Annotated in this window: 16 protein-coding genes; 7 read left to right on the forward strand and 9 right to left on the reverse strand. The window is 67.8% G+C overall.

Annotation, left to right across the window (positions count from 1 at the left end; genetic code table 11):
* Window positions 1–13 precede the first annotated feature (13 nt).
* Window positions 14–1,417 (reverse strand): MFS transporter, encoded by a 1,404-nt coding sequence (locus ABIC50_RS29205; RefSeq protein ID WP_279607805.1) that lies wholly within the window; start codon window positions 1,415–1,417, stop codon window positions 14–16.
* A gap of 248 nt (window positions 1,418–1,665) precedes the next feature.
* On the opposite strand from ABIC50_RS29205, the gene ABIC50_RS29210 reads away from it, so the two are divergent.
* On the forward strand, window positions 1,666–3,243 hold the full coding sequence (locus ABIC50_RS29210) for an aldehyde dehydrogenase (NADP(+)) (RefSeq protein WP_354168355.1): 1,578 nt from the start codon (window positions 1,666–1,668) through the stop codon (window positions 3,241–3,243).
* Window positions 3,244–3,382: 139 nt separating this feature from the next.
* On the opposite strand, the gene ABIC50_RS29215 is transcribed toward ABIC50_RS29210, so the two are convergent.
* Window positions 3,383–3,754: a type II toxin-antitoxin system VapC family toxin gene (locus tag ABIC50_RS29215; protein WP_354168357.1), complete on the reverse strand. Its 372-nt coding sequence runs from the start codon at window positions 3,752–3,754 to the stop codon at window positions 3,383–3,385.
* The gene (locus ABIC50_RS29220; RefSeq protein ID WP_006752328.1) at window positions 3,751–3,948 is read right to left on the reverse strand and encodes a type II toxin-antitoxin system VapB family antitoxin; all 198 of its coding nucleotides are present in this window, start codon (window positions 3,946–3,948) and stop codon (window positions 3,751–3,753) included. Before ABIC50_RS29220 ends, ABIC50_RS29215 begins: the two co-directional genes overlap by 4 nt.
* Window positions 3,949–4,134: 186 nt before the next feature.
* Here ABIC50_RS29220 and ABIC50_RS29225 point away from each other — a divergent pair, with 186 nt between their 5' ends.
* Complete coding sequence (locus ABIC50_RS29225) at window positions 4,135–4,686, forward strand: hypothetical protein (protein ID WP_006752327.1); 552 nt, start codon at window positions 4,135–4,137, stop codon at window positions 4,684–4,686.
* 136 nt (window positions 4,687–4,822) lie between these two features.
* On the opposite strand, the gene kdgD is transcribed toward ABIC50_RS29225, so the two are convergent.
* Window positions 4,823–5,737: a 5-dehydro-4-deoxyglucarate dehydratase gene (gene kdgD / locus ABIC50_RS29230; RefSeq protein WP_006752326.1), complete on the reverse strand. Its 915-nt coding sequence runs from the start codon at window positions 5,735–5,737 to the stop codon at window positions 4,823–4,825.
* 238 nt (window positions 5,738–5,975) lie between these two features.
* Here kdgD and garD point away from each other — a divergent pair, with 238 nt between their 5' ends.
* Window positions 5,976–7,529 (forward strand): galactarate dehydratase, encoded by a 1,554-nt coding sequence (gene garD / locus ABIC50_RS29235; RefSeq protein WP_354168359.1) that lies wholly within the window; start codon window positions 5,976–5,978, stop codon window positions 7,527–7,529.
* 68 nt (window positions 7,530–7,597) lie between these two features.
* Here garD and ABIC50_RS29240 read toward each other — a convergent pair whose 3' ends face one another.
* Complete coding sequence (locus ABIC50_RS29240) at window positions 7,598–8,083, reverse strand: cysteine hydrolase family protein (RefSeq protein ID WP_354168361.1); 486 nt, start codon at window positions 8,081–8,083, stop codon at window positions 7,598–7,600.
* Window positions 8,084–8,255: 172 nt separating this feature from the next.
* Here ABIC50_RS29240 and ABIC50_RS29245 point away from each other — a divergent pair, with 172 nt between their 5' ends.
* The 3 genes from ABIC50_RS29245 (at window position 8,256) to ABIC50_RS29255 (ending at window position 9,845) form a co-directional block, all read left to right on the forward strand.
* Window positions 8,256–8,648 carry a nuclear transport factor 2 family protein gene (locus tag ABIC50_RS29245; protein ID WP_354168363.1) on the forward strand — a complete coding sequence of 131 codons (393 nt, stop codon included), beginning with the start codon at window positions 8,256–8,258 and terminating at the stop codon, window positions 8,646–8,648.
* A gap of 79 nt (window positions 8,649–8,727) precedes the next feature.
* Complete coding sequence (locus ABIC50_RS29250) at window positions 8,728–9,183, forward strand: RbsD/FucU family protein (RefSeq protein ID WP_006752322.1); 456 nt, start codon at window positions 8,728–8,730, stop codon at window positions 9,181–9,183.
* A 224-nt stretch (window positions 9,184–9,407) separates the two neighbouring features.
* Window positions 9,408–9,845, forward strand: coding sequence for a DoxX family protein (locus tag ABIC50_RS29255; protein ID WP_011659629.1), 438 nt, complete (start codon window positions 9,408–9,410; stop codon window positions 9,843–9,845).
* A 120-nt stretch (window positions 9,846–9,965) separates the two neighbouring features.
* Here the strand turns inward: ABIC50_RS29255 and ABIC50_RS29260 are convergent, their stop codons facing one another.
* Together ABIC50_RS29260 and ABIC50_RS29265 are read right to left on the reverse strand one after the other, a co-directional pair.
* A complete protein-coding gene (locus tag ABIC50_RS29260; protein WP_354168365.1) occupies window positions 9,966–11,276 on the reverse strand; it encodes an MFS transporter in 1,311 nt (436 codons plus the stop codon).
* A 320-nt stretch (window positions 11,277–11,596) separates the two neighbouring features.
* Entirely contained in the window at window positions 11,597–12,733 is a 1,137-nt protein-coding gene (locus tag ABIC50_RS29265) for a branched-chain amino acid ABC transporter substrate-binding protein (protein ID WP_354168366.1), read from the reverse strand.
* A gap of 662 nt (window positions 12,734–13,395) precedes the next feature.
* On the opposite strand from ABIC50_RS29265, the gene ABIC50_RS29270 reads away from it, so the two are divergent.
* Entirely contained in the window at window positions 13,396–14,190 is a 795-nt protein-coding gene (locus ABIC50_RS29270) for an AraC family transcriptional regulator (protein ID WP_011659626.1), read from the forward strand.
* A 70-nt stretch (window positions 14,191–14,260) separates the two neighbouring features.
* On the opposite strand, the gene ABIC50_RS29275 is transcribed toward ABIC50_RS29270, so the two are convergent.
* Window positions 14,261–14,524 carry a hypothetical protein gene (locus ABIC50_RS29275; protein ID WP_354168368.1) on the reverse strand — a complete coding sequence of 88 codons (264 nt, stop codon included), beginning with the start codon at window positions 14,522–14,524 and terminating at the stop codon, window positions 14,261–14,263.
* Window positions 14,525–14,809: 285 nt separating this feature from the next.
* Window positions 14,810–16,702, reverse strand: a complete 1,893-nt coding sequence (locus ABIC50_RS29280; RefSeq protein WP_354168370.1) for a bifunctional sugar phosphate isomerase/epimerase/4-hydroxyphenylpyruvate dioxygenase family protein — start codon at window positions 16,700–16,702, stop codon at window positions 14,810–14,812.
* Window positions 16,703–16,791: the final 89 nt, after the last annotated feature.

Genomic DNA, 16,791 nt, shown 5'->3' on the forward strand with positions numbered 1-16,791 from the left:
TTCCCGCCGCAGCTCACGCGTCGCGATGACGCAGCTCGACGCGCTTGATGTCCTTCACGATCACCAGATAGCTGAACACCGTGACGAGCGCGTTCAGCCCGACGAACACCAAGGCGCCGTTGAACGAGCCGCTCGCGCCGACCAGGTAGCCGATCGCGATCGGCGCGACGATGCCGGCCGTGTTGCCGAACATGTTGAACAGGCTGCCCGACAGGCCGATCGCTTCCTTCGGCGCGGTATCCGCGACAACGGCCCAGCCGAGCGAGCCGATTCCCTTGCCGAAGAACGACACGGCCATCAGCACGATCACCAGCACTTCGCTGTCGACGTAGTTGCAGCCGATGATGACCATCGACAGCAGCATCCCGCTGACGATCGGGATCTTGCGCGCGAGCGTCAGCGACACGCCGCGACGGATCAGCAGGTCCGACAGCATCCCGCCGAGCACACCGCCGAGGAAGCCGCAGATCGCCGGCAGCGACGTCATGAAGCCGGCCTTCAGCAGCGACATCCCGCGCGCCTGCACGAGGTAGATCGGGAACCACGTGAGGAAGAAGTACGTGAGCACGTTCACGCAGTACTGGCCGAGATAGACGCCGAGCAGCATCCGGTTCGACAGCAGCTGGCGCACGTAGTACCAGCCCGCGACGCGGCTGCCTTCGGATGCCTTGGACGCCGCGCCGCTACCGCGCGCCGCGCTCGGCCGGGCCGTCGAGCGCACGAGGCCGCCGCCCTGCTCGATATGCTCGAGTTCCGCGCGGTTCACCGCCGGATGGTCGACCGGGTCCTTCATCACGCGCAGCCACAGGAACGCGAGCGCGATGCCGGCGAGGCCGAGCCACAGGTACACGTGGTGCCAGCCGTACGCATGCGTGAGCCAGGCCATCAGCGGCGAGAACACCACCGCCGCGAAATACTGCGCGGCGTTGAAGATCGCCGACGCCGTGCCGCGCTCGGCGGTCGGGAACCAGCTCGCGACGACCTTCGCGTTCGCGGGAAACGCGGGCGCCTCGGCGATGCCGACCGCGAAGCGCATCACGAACAGCGCGGTCACCGCGAACGCGGCGCTGCCGCCGAGGCCGATCGTGCTTTGCAGCAGCGTGAATGCCGACCACAGGAAGATGCTCGCCGCATACACGCGGCGAGCGCCGAAGCGGTCGAGCAGCCAGCCGCTCGGCAACTGCGCGAGCACGTACGCCCAACTGAACGCCGAGAAGATGTAGCCCATCGTCACCGGATCGATGCCGAAGGCCTTGCGGATCGGCGTGCCGGTGATCGACAGCGTCGCGCGGTCCGCATAATTGAGCGTCGTGACGACGAACAGCATCGCCAGAATCCAGTAGCGCACGGCGGTCCGGCGCGCGCTGCCGGCGAGTTCGATCGGAAGATCGCGGGAGGTGGTCTGATTGTTGGGCACGTTAAGGTACGTCGTCGTATGACATGACCGCGAGTTTATGAGCAACGCCGCCACGCAGAAACCTCGGGTTTTCCCTTTGCCGGGTGACGCGAAAGGGTCAGAAAATCGTGCTTAGGCCGGATGGATAAGGATTTGACGCACGCGGCCGCGCTGCCGACGCTCGGCGCAAATATCGAAATGTCGTCGGCAGACATCATATCTGTTGAGCTACAATGAGCGAATCATTCCCGAACCACGGAGCACACCCCATGCAATTGACTGGAGAGATGCTGATCGGCGCCGACGCGGTGGCCGGCTCGGCCGGTACCTTGCACGCGTTCGACCCGTCGAAGGGCGCGCCGATCGACGCGCCGGCCTTCGGCGTCGCGACGCAGGCCGACGTCGAGCGCGCGTGCGAACTCGCGCGCGACGCCTTCGACGCGTACCGCGCCCAGCCGCTCGCGGCGCGCGCGGCGTTTCTCGAAGCGATCGCCGACGAAATCGTCGCGCTGGGCGACGCGCTGATCGAACGCGCGCACGCCGAAACGGGCCTGCCCGTCGCACGGCTGCAGGGCGAGCGCGGCCGCACCGTCGGCCAGCTCCGCTTGTTCGCGCGCGTCGTGCGCGACGGGCGTTTCCTCGCCGCGTCGATCGATCCCGCGCAGCCCGAGCGCACGCCGCTGCCGCGTTCGGACCTGCGGCTGCAGAAGGTCGGGCTCGGGCCCGTCGTCGTGTTCGGCGCGAGCAACTTCCCGCTCGCGTTCTCCGTGGCCGGCGGCGATACCGCGTCGGCGCTGGCGGCCGGCTGCCCGGTGATCGTGAAGGCCCATGAGGCGCACCTCGGCACGTCCGAGCTGGTCGGTCGCGCGATCCGCGCGGCGGTGGCGAAATGCGGGATGCCGGCCGGTGTGTTCTCGCTGATGATCGGCCCGGGCCGCGTGACCGGCGCGGCGCTCGTCAGTCATCCGGCGATCCAGGCCGTCGGCTTCACCGGGTCGCGGCAGGGCGGCATGGCGCTCGTGCAGCTCGCGAACGCGCGTCCGCAGCCGATTCCCGTCTATGCGGAAATGAGCAGCATCAACCCAGTCGTGCTGTTCCCGGCCGCGCTGGCCGCGCGCGGCGACGCGATCGCGACCGGCTTCGTCGATTCGCTGACGCTCGGGGTCGGCCAGTTCTGTACGAACCCGGGCCTCGTGCTGGCGATCGACGGTCCCGATCTCGACCGCTTCGAGTCGGTCGCCGCGCAGGCGCTCGCGAAGAAGCCGGCCGGCGTGATGCTCACGCGCGGCATCGCGGACGCGTATCGCAACGGTCGCGGCAAGCTGGCCGAACTGCCGGGCGTGCGTGAAATCGGCGCGGGCGAGACGGCGCAGACCGAATGTCAGGCAGGCGGCGCGGTGTACGAAGTCGCCGCGCAGGCGTTCCTCGCGGAGCCGGCATTCAGCCACGAGGTGTTCGGGCCGGCCTCGCTGATCGTGCGCTGCCGCGATCTCGACGAAGTCGCGCACGTGCTCGACGCGCTGGAGGGCCAGCTGACGGCCACGCTGCAGATGGACGCCGACGACAAGCCGCTCGCGCGCCGCCTGCTGCCGATCCTCGAACGCAAGGCCGGGCGTCTGCTCGTCAACGGCTATCCGACCGGCGTCGAGGTGTGCGACGCGATGGTGCACGGCGGGCCGTTCCCGGCGACGTCGAATCCGTCCGTCACGTCGGTCGGCGCGACCGCGATCGAGCGTTTCCTGCGGCCCGTGTGCTACCAGGACTTCCCGGACGATCTGCTGCCCGAGGGGCTGCAGGAAAGCAATCCGCTCGCGATTCCGCGGCTGCGGGACGGCAAGGCAGAGTGAGGGTGCTGAACGTGACCGGCTGAAGGCCGCGTCCCGAGTGGGGCGCGATTCGGTACGTTGATGGATGGCGGCGGACGATGCCCACGGGCGCGTCCGCCGTTTTCATTTGTGGCGGGTTTCGTGCCGCGGGGTTGCGCGATCAATGACCGGGGTGGGCCACGAGTTGCAGGCGCTCGGCCGCGGCCAGCAGGCGCCGGTCGCGCGTCCACAGCTTGCTGCCGCCGGTCAGTCTGACCGAGGCAAGCAGATGGGCGTCGACGTAACCGATGCCGAGCCCGTGAAGCGGTACGACATCGATCATGCGCTGGACTTCGTCGTCGGTCGCCGGGGTGGCGGCGGGAAGGTCGCGCAGCGCATCCAGTACGGTCTGGCGATCGCGCATGCTACCGAGCGCAAGCTCACCAATGATGAACGGATGGATCAACACGCGTTCCGCTTCCAGCAATGTGGTGAGCGTTGCGTCACCGGCCCGCAGATGGTCGATCCACACTGAAGTGTCGACAAGAATCATGCGGGCTCCGATGGGCGGCGTGGAACGGATTCAAGATCGGGCTCGGTGCCGCCGAGGCGGGCAAGTCGTCGTGCGCTTTCGCGCGCGATCAAAGCGCGCAGCGCTTCTCTCACCAGCGCCGATTTTTCGGTGACGCCGGTTAATTGCTGCGCTTTGGCGAGCAATGCGTCGTCGAGGGACAAGGTGGTGCGCATGAACGGCTCCCGAATAAGTCGATGCATCAATTATCGCATCAAATGATGCTCACGATGATGTGTCGCCGCACAAGCCGCCCCCACCTTCCGCGCCGCCTGAATTTCTCCTACAGTAGCGAGGCTGCGGGCCGTTCGGCCCGCTGGCGAGCCTGAGAGACCGACACAAGACCAACAAGGAACCATCCGATGAACATCAGCAAGCGTGGCGACCACCTGTTCGCCGCCGGACTATGGAAGGCGATCGGCGACGTCGCGCATTCCGTGCGCAGCCGCATCGGCCAGTACAGCGAAGGGCGCGTGCTCGCGAATGCGCTGCTGGAATTCCAGCGCGACCTCGGCGGCAGCGAATTCGACGTGACCATCAACCAGGGGCGGCCCGTGACGGGCTCCGATGCGCATTCGCTCATGTTCGGCCTCGCCGTGCGCCGTTTCAGGCAGGACATGGAAGCGCTGGTGTTCGCGCTCGAGCAGCGCCGCGGCATCGACGAACGCGACCAGAACCTGCGTACCGACGCGCTGACGCAGGCCAATAGCGCGCTGCTGACCGCGAAGCAGTCGGCGACGATCACGGTCGGCCGGTTCTTCGATGCGGTCGTCGACCGCGACGTGCTGGGGCAGATTCTTGGCGGCGAGTCGAATGCACGCGTGCGTTCGGGCGCGCAGGAGCAGATCGAGACGACCCGGATCAAGCTCGGCAATGTGCGTCACCGGATCATCGGCGTCATCGCGCAGATGTGACCGCACGCCTTCGCGGCGGGGTGCAGCGCACTGTCGCCGCTGCAAACGACCGCGGCCGGCAAGAGCCGGCCGCGACGCATCACTGACGACAAGCCGGCCGCGGTGCCGCTGAGCGCACCGCGCCGGCCGTCCCCGCTTACTGCGGGCCCATCTTCTTGATCAGCACGTCCAGTTCGGCGACTTCGGCGTCGTTGAGGTCGACGAGCGGCGCGCGCACCGGGCCCGCGTCGTGGCCGACGAGCTTCGCGCCCGCCTTCACGATGCTGACCGCGTAGCCCGCGCGACGGTTGCGGATCTGCAGGTACGGCAGGAAGAACTCGTCGATCAGGCGGCCGACCGTTGCGTGGTCGTCCTTCGCGATCGCTTCGTAGAATTCCATCGCCGTCTTCGGGATGAAGTTGAACACGGCCGACGAGTACACCGGCACGCCGAGCGCCTTGTACGCGGCTGCGTAGACTTCGGCCGTCGGCAGGCCGCCGAGGTACGCGAAGCGGTCGCCGAGGCGGCGGCGGATCGTGACCATGCTCTCGATTTCGCCGACGCCGTCCTTGAAGCCGATCAGGTTCGGGCAACGATCGGCGAGGCGCTCGAGCATGTCGGCGTTCAGCTTCGAATTCGCGCGGTTGTACACCACGACGCCGATCTTCAGCGCGCGGCACACCTGCTCGACGTGTTCGGCGATCCCTTCCTGGCTGGCTTCGGTCAGGTAGTGCGGCATCAGCAGCACGCCGCTCGCGCCGAGGCGCTCGGCTTCCTGCGCATATTCGATCGCGACGCGCGTCGCGCCGCCGGCGCCGGCCAGGATCGGCACCTTGCCCTTGCAGGTTTCCGTCGCGACGCGGATCACGTCCGAATACTCGCGCTGCGTGAGCGAGAAGAATTCACCGGTGCCGCCGGCCGCGAACAGCGCGGTCGCGCCGTACGGTGCCAGCCATTCCAGGCGCTCCGCATAGGTGGTCGGCCGGAAGCTGCCGTCTGCGTCGAAGTCCGTCAGCGGAAACGACAGCAGGCCGTGGGAGATGATTTGTTTGAGTTCTTGCGGTGAAGTCATGGTTGGGTCGTCCGTCTAGCGCGAGCGCAGCGCGAGTGCAGGTTTGTCGGGCACGGCATCCGAGCCGTATTGGCGATGTCGTTGTATGTCATCGTACAACGAGGGAAGAGGTGACGCAAGCGGTTTGCTGGCGGGCGCAGGTTAGGGTCTTTCCGGATAAGGGTTTACTCAGCATCCCGGTTCGTGTTGAATGTCGTATGATGACTAACGATTTGACCGGTAGCCTCCAGGAATTCCGATGACTGCTTCCCCTCTCTACATCCGCGTGCACCCGGACGACAACGTCGCGATCGTCGTCAACGACGGCGGCCTGCCCGAGGGCGCGACGTTCGCCGACGGCCTGACGCTGCGCGAAGGCGTGCCGCAAGGGCACAAGGTCGCGCTGGCCGACCTCGCGGCCGGCGACCCGATCGTCCGCTACAACGTCGTGATCGGCTACGCGCTCACGGAGCTGCGCCGCGGCAGCTGGGTCAACGAGCGCACGATGCGCATGCCCGAGCCGCCGGGGCTCGACAACCTGCCGCTCGCCACGCGTGCCGCGCCGCCGCTGGCGCCGCTCGAAGGCTATACGTTCGAGGGCTTCCGCAATGCCGACGGCTCGGTCGGCACGCGCAACATCCTCGCGATCACGACGACCGTGCAGTGCGTGTCCGGCGTCGTCGAGCATGCGGTGAAGCGGATCAAGGAAGAGCTGCTGCCGCGTTACCCGAACGTCGATGACGTGGTCGGGCTCGAGCATACGTACGGCTGCGGCGTCGCGATCGACGCGCCCGACGCCGACATTCCGATCCGCACACTGCGCAACATCAGCCTGAACCCGAACTTCGGCGGCGAGGTGATGACGGTGAGCCTCGGCTGCGAGAAGCTGCAGCCCGACCGCCTGCTGCCGCCCGGCGCGATTCCGCTGACGGCCGACGGCGCAGCCGACAACGGCGGCGTCGTGTGCCTGCAGGATGCCGCGCACGTCGGCTTCAACTCGATGATCGACTCGATCATGAAGATGGCCGAATCGCACCTCGAGCGGCTGAACCGCCGTCGCCGCGAAACCTGTCCGGCGTCGGATCTCGTCGTCGGCGTGCAGTGCGGCGGCAGCGACGCGTTCTCGGGGCTGACCGCGAACCCGGCGGTCGGTTTCGCGGCCGACCTGCTGGTGCGCGCCGGCGCGACGATCATGTTCTCGGAAGTGACCGAAGTGCGCGACGGCGTCGCGCAACTCACGTCGCGCGCCGCGAACGAGGACGTCGCCCGCGAGATCATCCGCGAGATGGACTGGTACGACCGTTACCTGGAGCGCGGCCGCGTCGACCGCAGCGCGAACACGACACCCGGCAACAAGAAGGGCGGCCTGTCGAACATCGTCGAGAAGGCGATGGGCTCGATCGTGAAGTCGGGCAGCGCGCCGATCGCCGGCGTCGTGCGTCCCGGCGATCGTGCCCGGCAAAAGGGGCTGCTGTATGCGGCGACGCCCGCGAGCGACTTCATCTGCGGCACGCTGCAGCTCGCGGCGGGCATGAACCTGCATATTTTCACGACCGGCCGCGGCACGCCGTACGGCCTCGCGCAGGTGCCGGTGATCAAGGTCGCGACGCGCAGCGATCTCGCGCGCCGCTGGCACGACCTGATGGATCTCGACGCGGGGCAGATCGCGACCGGCGCGGCGTCGATCGAGGACGTGGGCTGGGAGCTGTTCCGGCTGATGCTCGACGTCGCGAGCGGCAAGCGCCGCACGTGGGCCGAGCAATGGAAGCTCGCGAATGCGCTGACGCTGTTCAATCCGGCGCCGGTGACCTGACGCACGGTCGCGACGGCAGACGATGCGGGCGCCTTCGGGCGCCCGTTTTCATTGCCGCGGCGGGTGGGCTACGCGTTGTCGTTCGGCAGGTCGAACAACGCATGCGCGTACTCGACGCAGCCGAAATGATGCTTCCACAGCCGCACGCCAAGTTCGCCGCTGCGATCGAGCGACGAACCGGCCGTGAGATCCGCGAGCAGCGTCGGGTGCAGGCCCGCGTCGAACAGCGCGAAGCCGGCCGCGAGCACGCACGTGTCGGTCTGGATGCCGCAGACGAGCACGCGTTCCGGCGCGAGCGAGCGCAAGTGGTCGACGGCTTCGACGGGCGGCCCGTAGCCGTGCTTGACGAATACGCGATCGGCGGCGATCAGGCTGTCGTCGTCGCGGGACGGGCGCCAGCCGAGCTGCCGCTCGAACGGCACGCGCGCTTCGTCGTGACGCTCGACCGTCGCGACAGTCGGCAGGCGCCCGACGAGCGCGCGCACGCGGGTGACGAGCCATTCGGGCGGCGCGAACGTCGGCTGGATGTCGACGATCAGGAGGGCTTGCTGCATGGCGGATGACGTCCGGAGGACCAGGCACGCCGATTCTAGCGCGTGCGCCGGCGGCGCGATTTCCTTACCTCGAACGTAATCGACCGCCCGCGCGGGGCCGGCGACGATAGCGGCACGCGAACCCGACAGGTTCGCGGCGCTGTCCTCCCTTCATCCAGACCAGGAGCCTCGCATGAACACCGCCCAAATCGTCCAGTCCGCTCACGCCGACCTGATCGACCGCTATTTCGATGCATGGAACGAACCCGACGCCGCGCGCCGGCGCGCGCTGATCGATGCGACCTACGCGAGCGACGCGGCTTATCGCGATCCGCTGATGGCCGGCGACGGCCACGCGGGCATCGACACGATGATCGCGGCGGTGCAGGAACGCTTCCCCGCGTTCCGTTTCCGCCGCACGACCGACGTCGACGGGTTCGGCCAGCACCTGCGCTTCTCGTGGGCGCTCGTGTCGCCCGACGGCGCGGCGATCGTGAAGGGTTCCGATTTCGGCACCGTCGACGCATCGGGCCGCCTGAAGTCGGTCACCGGTTTCATCGACGAAATGCCGGCCGCGGCGTCGTGACGCGAACCGCGCATGCGCGGCGGCGTCCGGGATCGGGTAACGTTATGCGGTTCGTTCCTGATCCCGGAGACTAGCCGACATGCTGAAGAATCTCGATCCGCTGCTGCACGCCGACATCCTGCACGCGCTGCGCGCAATGGGCCACGGAGATGAAGTGGCGATCTGCGATGCGAATTTCCCGGCGGAATCCGTCGCCGAGCACACGGTGGTCGGCCGCGCGCTGCGCATCGACGGCGCCGATTCGGCGCGCGTCGCGCGCGCGGTGCTGTCCGTGCTGCCGCTCGACACGTTCGTCGACACGCCCGCATGGCGGATGGAAGTCGTCGGCGATCCGGCTGCGGTGCCGCCGGTGCAGCGCGAGGTGCAGGCCGAGATCGATCGCGCGGAAGGTCGCGCGGTGCCGCTCGCGGGCATCGATCGTTTCGCGTTCTACGAGCGCGCGCAGCAGGCCTACGCGGTGATCGTCACCGGCGAGCTGCGCGGCTACGGCTGCTTTCTGTTCAAGAAGGGCGTGCTGCTGAGCGACGCGGCTTAGGGCCGGTTCCCTTTATTTGCGGCACGGGCGAACCCCGCTTTTCATAGCGCCGCCGTGCCTACGCCCCCGCCGCAGTGTAAAGATTTGCTACAACCTTTTTCTTGGACAGCGCGGAAAGACCCTCTATGCTGGCCCATTTGCCGCGGGCCCCGCAGGGCCACGCGGCCCCGAACCGCATGGGTGTGCCCCGTGCGGACGGCCGAATTGCATACGAGGAGAGAGGCATGACGCGTTCCGTCGATTCCGGCGTCATTTTTTTCGCGCGCCTGGCGCTGGCGGCGTTGTTCTTGTGGGGTGGCGTGATGAAGCTGCTCGGCTACAGCGATTTCATCGGCTATCTGCACGCGCTGAACGTGCCCTATCCGCAGGTGATGGGCCCGGTCGTCGTCACGATCGAAGCGCTCGGCGGCTTGCTGCTGATCGTCGGCTACAAGGTCAGGCCGCTCGCGTTGCTGCTGGCGTTCTATACGATCGCGACCGCGATGGTCGGACACAATTTCTGGGACGCGACCGACGCCGCGGTCCAGCACGACATGGTGATCCACTTCTGGAAGAACGTCGCGATCGCCGGCGGCTTCCTGCTGCTGTTCGTGACCGGCGCGGGCGGCGCGAGCATCGACGCGCTGCGCCGGCCGAGTTCGTCGTATGGCGCGCTGCGCTGATTCGAGCTGAACCGGGCAACGCACGCACGTCGTCGCACTGAAGCAAAACAGAAGGGCCGAATTCCGCACGCCGCGGGATTCGGCCCTTCGTTCATGCGGCCGGCGCGTGCGCGCCGACGTTCAGCGTGCGTCGTTCAACTCCGGCGCATCCTTCGAGAACTGCACGGCGATCGCGCCGAGCACGCAGATCGCCGCGACGTACACGACCGGCGCGAGCGGATTCGACTTCATCATCAGCGACACGATCACCGGCGTCAGGCCGCCGAAGATCGCATACGCGACGTTGTACGAGAACGAGATGCCCGAGAAGCGCACGACGGCCGGGAAGCTGCGGACCATCACGAACGGCACCGCGCCGATCGTGCCGACCGCGAAACCGGCGATCCCGTAGTACAGCGGCAGCGTCGACGCGTCGGCCGCGACCTGCACGAACAGCAGGTAGTAGCACGCGGCCAGCACCAAGCCGCCGATGCCGAGCACGCGCTTCGCGCCGATCCAGCCCGCGAGCGAGCCGGCGGTGATGCAGCCGGCCGTCAGGCACAGCGTCGCGACGCTGTTCGCGAACAGCGTGGTCGCCGGCGTCAGGTGGAACTGCTTCTGCAGCAGCGCGGGCGTCATCAGGATCACGACGACGATCGCCGCCGACAGCATCCACGTGAGCAGCATCGACACGATCACCGCGCGGCCGTGGTCGCGCAGCACGGCCTTCAGCGGAATCTCGGCCGCGAGCGCCTTCTTCGCCTTCATCTCGGCGAACACCGGCGTCTCGTGCAGCCAGCGCCGCAGGTACACGGAGAACAGGCCGAACACGCCGCCGAGCAGGAACGGAATGCGCCACGCGAACGCGGTGACTTCGGCGCCCGAGTAACGGCTGTTGATGCCGGCGGCGACCAGCGAGCCGAGCAGGATGCCGGCCGTGAGGCCCGCGGTCAGCGTGCCGCACGCATAGCCGATGTGGCGCGACGGCACGTGCTCCGACACGAACACCCATGCGCCCGGCACTTCGCCGCCGACCGCCGCGCCTTGCAGCACGCGGAACAGCAGCAGCAACACCGGCGCGAGGATGCCGACCGAGTCGTAAGTCGGCAGCAGGCCCATCAGCAGCGTCGGCACCGACATCATCAGCACGCTGAGCGTAAACATCCGCTTGCGGCCGAACAGGTCGCCGAAGTGCGCCATGATCACGCCGCCGAGCGGGCGCGCGAGATAGCCGGCCGCGAAGATGCCGAACGTCTGCAACTGGCGCAGCCAGTCGGGAATGTCGTGCGGGAAGAACAGCTGCCCGATCGCCGGCGCGAAGAACACGAAGATGATGAAGTCGTAGAACTCGAGGGCGCCGCCGAGTGCGGCAAGGCCAAGGGTTTTGTAGTCGCTGCGCGTGAGCGCGCGTTCGGCGGCGCGAGGCACGCCGCTCAATTCGGAAGCTTGCATGGTCAGGACGATCGGTTTTCGAATGTAGTTGTCGGTGCTGCGTCTCCAGGGCCCGCTATCGGCATGGACTGACAAGGCGCGGCTTGCATCGTCGAAGCGTGCCGGGTGCCGGATGGGGCACGAAACACGCGCCGTCGCACCGGGATGGGGCACAACGCGGACGAGGCGTCAAAGCGGGTGGGGGGATTCTACAGGAGCGCGAAATGCGCGGGCGCGGCGGTGCGCCGAGGGATGTTCCGGACTTCGTCGAGCCGAAATGCAAGCGGCGCGGCAGGCGGGGTGAACCGCTTGCCGCGCCGCGCGGGGCACGGGCCCCGCGATCAGTTGCCGGCGATCGTGTCGACCGGCTTGAACGCGCCGTGCGCGACCTTGTAGATCGTCACCGGCGCATCCTTCAGGTCGCCCTTCGCGTCGTACGCGATGCTCGGCGCCGACACGCCCTTGACCGACACCTTGCCGAGGTACGGCGTATAGACTTTCGGGTCGGTCGAGTTCGCGTCCTTCATCGCGGTGAGCAGCGCGATCGTGCCGTCGTACGCGTAGGGCGAGTAGGTGATCACGTCTTCATTGAAGCGGGACTTGTAGCGCGATGCGTAGCCGGCGAAGCCCGGCATCTTTTCCTTCGGCAGCCCGCCCATGTAGACGATCGCGCCTTCGGCCGCTTCGCCGCCGACCTTCAGGAACGTCGGCGAGCGCGACATCTCGCCGGTCACGAATGCCGACTTCATGCCGAGCTGGCGCATCTTGCGGATCATCGGCGAAGACTGCGCATCGCCGCCGCCGTAGAAGATCGCGTCGGGGTTGACGCCCTTCAGATTGGTCAGGATCGCGGAGAAGTCGAGCGCCTTGTCGTTCGTGAAGTCACGCTTGACGATCGTGCCGCCCGCGGCCTGCACGGCCTTCGCGAATTCGTCGGCGATGCCCTGGCCGTACGCCGTGCGGTCGTCGATGATCGCGATGCGCTTGAAGTGCAGCGACTTCACCGCATAGGTGCCGACGATGCGGCCGGCCTGCGCGTCGCTCGTCAGCAGCCGGTAGGTCGTCTTGTAGCCGCGCGCCGTGTATTGCGGCGACGTCGCCATCGAGATCTGCGGCAGCCCCGCGCGATCGTACAGGTCGGACGCCGGAATGCTCGTGCCCGAGTTGAAGTGGCCGATCACCCCGCGGACGTTGTCGTCGATCAGCCGCTGCGCGACGGTCGTGCCGGTGCGCGGGTCGGCCTGGTCGTCCTGCGAGTCGAGCTGGAACGTGACGGGCTTGCCGCCGATCGTCGGATGCGTTGCGTTGAAATCGGCGATCGCGAGTTGCACGCCCTTCTGCATGTCCGCGCCGTAGTTCGACTGCGGCCCCGTCAGCGGTGCGGCGAAACCGATCTTGACGACGTCGGCGGCGATGGCGTGTGCGCCCGACAGTGCGCAGGCAGCAGCCAGCGCGACGTGCGATACCTTCAGCTTCACTTTCACTTCCCCTTGATGGCGTGGTTGGGCCGTCGCCGGCCAGCGGGCCGGTGCGGTAAGCCGGGCGAGACGTATCGGTTTGCACGCCGATGCGACGGCGGTGCGGCTCGCCGTGCGCCGCGCGGGTTGTGCCGGAATCGGCGTGCGCGGCGGCGGCGGGATGTCGTCTCGTAACCGTTGAGCGAAGTCTAGGTAGCGAAAATGCCCGCGTCTTGCGCGTTCGGTGCGCGGGCGGCGACGATTTCGGCATATCGTCGATAACCCTGATATATGCTGAAATCGTCATGCGGAGTGCGCAAACGCGCCAAGACGCGACACGCCGGCATTTCTAGGATGGCGGGTCGGGCGTGTGTGGGTCGCGACGTCGGCGGAGTGCGTTGGATGTCGCCGCCGGCGCCGGCCGACGCGCGATGACATGCAGCGGCCGACGCGAAATCGTCGCCGCCGGACACGCGAGTGGCGCGTTGGTTGTGCGCACAACCTCACGGCGCACGATGCGCCAACGTATGCGCTCGCTGAATCACCACCGAGCGGCGGCGCATTGCGCGTCCCACCGTTCGCCGCGCCGAGCCGCCCCGCTCGCCTGCCCGCGATCGCCAAGACGCGTTCGAGAGGGCACTCCTATAATCGACGCCATCAGCCACCCCTTCGCAGATGCCGGGATGACGACCTTCCTTGCCGCACCGCCCATGAGCCTGTCCGATACGTTGCGCTACCAGCCCGACAACGCCGATCTCGGCGCGATGCTCGCGCACTTCCGCCTGCTCGAGCCGGTGTTCGACGCGCTGCCCGACGTCGCGTTCTTCGTGAAGGACGCGAACGGCCGCTACGCGCTCGTCAACCGCACGCTGGCCATGCGCTGCGGCTACAAGGACAAGCGCGACCTGCTCGGCAAGACGACCGACGAAGTGTTTCCGCGCCGCTTCGGCCGCACCTATTTCGAGCAGGACATGGCGACGATCACCGCCGGCCAGCAACTGATGGACCAGCTCGAGCTGCATCTGTATCCGGGCCGTCAGCCGGGCTGGTGCCTGACCTGCAAGGAGCCGCTGCGCGACGCGGCCGGCAAGGTGGTCGGCCTCGCGGGCATTTCGCGCGACCTGAAGGCGCAAGAGGGCTCGCATCCGGCCTACAGCAAGCTCGCCGATGTGGTCCAGCACATCCAGGATCACTACGTGCAGCCGCTGAACCTCAAGCAGCTCGCGCAGATGGCCGGGATGTCGGTCGCGCAGTTGGAGCGCTACTTTCACAAGGTGTTTCACCTGACGCCGCGCCAGGTGCTGCTGAAGACGCGCCTCGACGCGGCCACGGCGCTGCTCGTCACGCACGACAAGGTGACCGACGTGGCGGCGCTATGCGGTTATACGGATCACAGCGCGTTCACGCGCCAGTTCAAGGCGACGGTCGGCGTGACGCCGACCGAATACCGGCTGATGCTGCAGGATCGGGCGGGGTGAAGCGACGCGCCGGCCGGGCCGGCGGTTCGGGATGATCGGGGTGAGGCGGGAACGGGGGGGAAGCGTCGGCTCAGCGGTAGCCGAGCCCTTTCAGGACGGCCGTGCCGTCTTCGGTCAGCCGGAAGCGCGGTGACGTGTCGGCGTCGAGCTTGATCATCTCGACGAGACCGGCTTCCTGCAGCGCGGGCAATTCGGGTTTGGCATTCGCGCCGATCGGCGCGTGCAGCAGCACGAGCAGCGTCGCGATTTCGTGATGGCTGAGCAAACGGCGCAGCATCGTCTTTTTAGCAGAGGGGGCGGGCTGGCGGCCCGCGGGTGCATCTACGGCGCTCATCGCTGTCCTCCTTTTTCGGGATATCCGTCGGGTACTGGTTGCGGATGGTGCCGAGAAAGACTTAAGCGATTCTTAAAATTGCGGCCACCGCGCCGAGGTTGCGGCGCGGCAAGCATTACCGGATGTAACTCGCGCCCGCCGGTCGTGTCGGATGCGCAAGCGCCAACCTTGCCGGGCGGGCGTCGCGGCCACATTCCCCACGATGGTGCGCCCGAGCGGCGGGCGCGACGGAGGCCCGTGGTTTCCCCTGCCGCGCCGACCCGGAACGACCTTCCCGTTGCTTCCTTATTTCCTGCGCTGGGCCTGCGCGGCGAGCCGCACGGCCGCGTTTGCCGCACCGTAGCCGTCGTAGCCGCCGCGCCGCTCGACGATCTCGAGCGAGAAGCGGTTGTCGACCAGTTCCGTATACGCATGCAGGAATTCGCCGCCGTTTTCGTCGCGGTCGTACAGCAGATGGTGGGCGCTCAGCGTGTCGATCAGCTCGTCCGGCAGCGCATAGCGCGCGGCGAGATCGTCGTAGTAGTTCGGCGGGATCCGCAGGAACGGCACGCCGTCGGCTGCAAACGCGGCAACCGTCTTCACGATGTCGTCGGTCCGGAACGCGACGTGATTCAGCCCCGTGCCGTGATAGCGGTCCAGCGATTCGGCGACGGCCGTATGGCGATCGACCGACGCATTCAGCGCGATCCGCACCGAGCCGTCCGCGCTGCGCACCGCCCGGCTGCGCATCAGGCCGTATGGGTCGGGCACGAGCCAGCTGCGCTCGGCCTCGAAGCCGAATGCGGTCTTGAAGAACAGGATCCACGTATCGAGTGCGTCGGCCGGCAGCGCGAGGCACACGTGATCGATGCCCGTCAGCGGGCCGACCTCGGTGGGGCCGTCGATGTCGGTCAGCACGAAATCCGATTCATACAGCGTCGGCGCGTTCGGCGTCTCGTCGACGAAGTATTCGAGGCTGCCGTCCGGCGCCTGCACGCTCGGCAGCACGCGCTCGTTCGGGCCGACGCGCCCGGAAAACGGCGCGTAGCCGAAGCCGGCCGCGCGTTCGAACGCCACTTTCGCATCGTCTACGCGAAACGCCGACGCACAGAGCGACAAGCCGTGCTGCTGGAAGAACGCATCGGCGAACGAGTCGCGCTCGGCGTTCAGCACGATCGACGCGGCGCCGTGCTGGAACAGCGTCACGTCCTTCGACCGATGGCGGCCCGCGAGCCGGAACCGCATCTTGCCGAGCCATGCGCCGACGGTAGCCGCCGCCTGCGCGTCGACCGCGAATTCGATGAACTGGAACCCGACGTGCGCGGGCGGCGCCGGCGGCGCGAACAGCGGCTGGCCGGCGGCCGGCGCGCGGCCGTCCTGCGCGAGCCGCGCGCGCGTCAGTTCTTCCAGATAGAGCAGCGAGCGGTGGCCGTCGGCGGCCGTGATCGCGGTGGGCGCGGCGCGGAAGCCGTCGTTGAAGATCTCGAGCGACAGCGGCCCCGTATAGCCGGACTCGATCACGCGAGCCGTGAAGCGCGCGAGGTCGAAGTCGCCCTGGCCGGGGAACGAGCGGAAGTGGCGGCTCCATTCGAGCACGTCCATCGCGAGCTTCGGCGCATCGGCGATCTGCACGAACGCGATCCGGTCGCCGGGGATGTCGGCGATCGCGTCCGGCGAATCGTCGAGCGACAGCGTATGGAAGCTGTCGAGCGCGAGGCCGAGGTGCGGGCTGTTCACCGCGTTCACGAGCTGCCACGCATGGCCGTACCGCTTCACGACGCGGCCCCACGCGAGCGCCTCGTACGCGGCGACCACGCCGGCCTGCCGCGCGGCTTCGGCGAGCGCGCCGAGCTGGTCGACCAGCAGCGCGTCGTCCGCGATCGTGTCGGGCGACACGTTGCTGCACACCAGGATGCGGTCGGTGCCGAGCGCGTGCATCACGTCGAACTTGCGCCGGATGCGGTCGAGATTGCGGGCGAGCTGGGCCGGGCTCACGCCCTCGAAGTCGCGAAACGGCTGGAACAGCACGATGTCGAGGCCGAGATCGGCGGCCATGCGCCGCACGTCGGCGGGCGATCCGTCGAAGTAGACGAGGTCGTTCTCGAAAATTTCGACACCGTCGAAGCCGGCGGCCTGGACGGCGGCGAGCTTCTCGGCGAGGGTGCCGGACAGTGACACGGTGGCGATCGAGCGCTGCATGGGGCGAATCCTGCGGATGAGCGGGGTGGCGTCGGCCGATCGGACCCGAATGAACCAGTCGTTGAATTCCCGACGGACGCCATATCCCG

It is taken from the genome of Burkholderia sp. 567 (assembly GCF_040545115.1).
Classification (GTDB): domain Bacteria; phylum Pseudomonadota; class Gammaproteobacteria; order Burkholderiales; family Burkholderiaceae; genus Burkholderia; species Burkholderia ambifaria.

Coding starts and splice junctions, on each gene's coding strand:
- kdgD (WP_006752326.1), bottom strand. CDS start 5,737: ATGACTTCACCGCAAGAACTCAAACAAATCATCTCCCACGGCCTGCTG.
- ABIC50_RS29225 (WP_006752327.1), top strand. CDS start 4,135: ATGAACATCAGCAAGCGTGGCGACCACCTGTTCGCCGCCGGACTATGG.
- ABIC50_RS29250 (WP_006752322.1), top strand. CDS start 8,728: ATGCTGAAGAATCTCGATCCGCTGCTGCACGCCGACATCCTGCACGCG.
- ABIC50_RS29255 (WP_011659629.1), top strand. CDS start 9,408: ATGACGCGTTCCGTCGATTCCGGCGTCATTTTTTTCGCGCGCCTGGCG.
- ABIC50_RS29245 (WP_354168363.1), top strand. CDS start 8,256: ATGAACACCGCCCAAATCGTCCAGTCCGCTCACGCCGACCTGATCGAC.
- ABIC50_RS29220 (WP_006752328.1), bottom strand. CDS start 3,948: ATGCGCACCACCTTGTCCCTCGACGACGCATTGCTCGCCAAAGCGCAG.
- ABIC50_RS29210 (WP_354168355.1), top strand. CDS start 1,666: ATGCAATTGACTGGAGAGATGCTGATCGGCGCCGACGCGGTGGCCGGC.
- garD (WP_354168359.1), top strand. CDS start 5,976: ATGACTGCTTCCCCTCTCTACATCCGCGTGCACCCGGACGACAACGTC.
- ABIC50_RS29215 (WP_354168357.1), bottom strand. CDS start 3,754: ATGATTCTTGTCGACACTTCAGTGTGGATCGACCATCTGCGGGCCGGT.
- ABIC50_RS29280 (WP_354168370.1), bottom strand. CDS start 16,702: ATGCAGCGCTCGATCGCCACCGTGTCACTGTCCGGCACCCTCGCCGAG.
- ABIC50_RS29270 (WP_011659626.1), top strand. CDS start 13,396: ATGACGACCTTCCTTGCCGCACCGCCCATGAGCCTGTCCGATACGTTG.
- ABIC50_RS29260 (WP_354168365.1), bottom strand. CDS start 11,276: ATGCAAGCTTCCGAATTGAGCGGCGTGCCTCGCGCCGCCGAACGCGCG.
- ABIC50_RS29240 (WP_354168361.1), bottom strand. CDS start 8,083: ATGCAGCAAGCCCTCCTGATCGTCGACATCCAGCCGACGTTCGCGCCG.
- ABIC50_RS29275 (WP_354168368.1), bottom strand. CDS start 14,524: ATGAGCGCCGTAGATGCACCCGCGGGCCGCCAGCCCGCCCCCTCTGCT.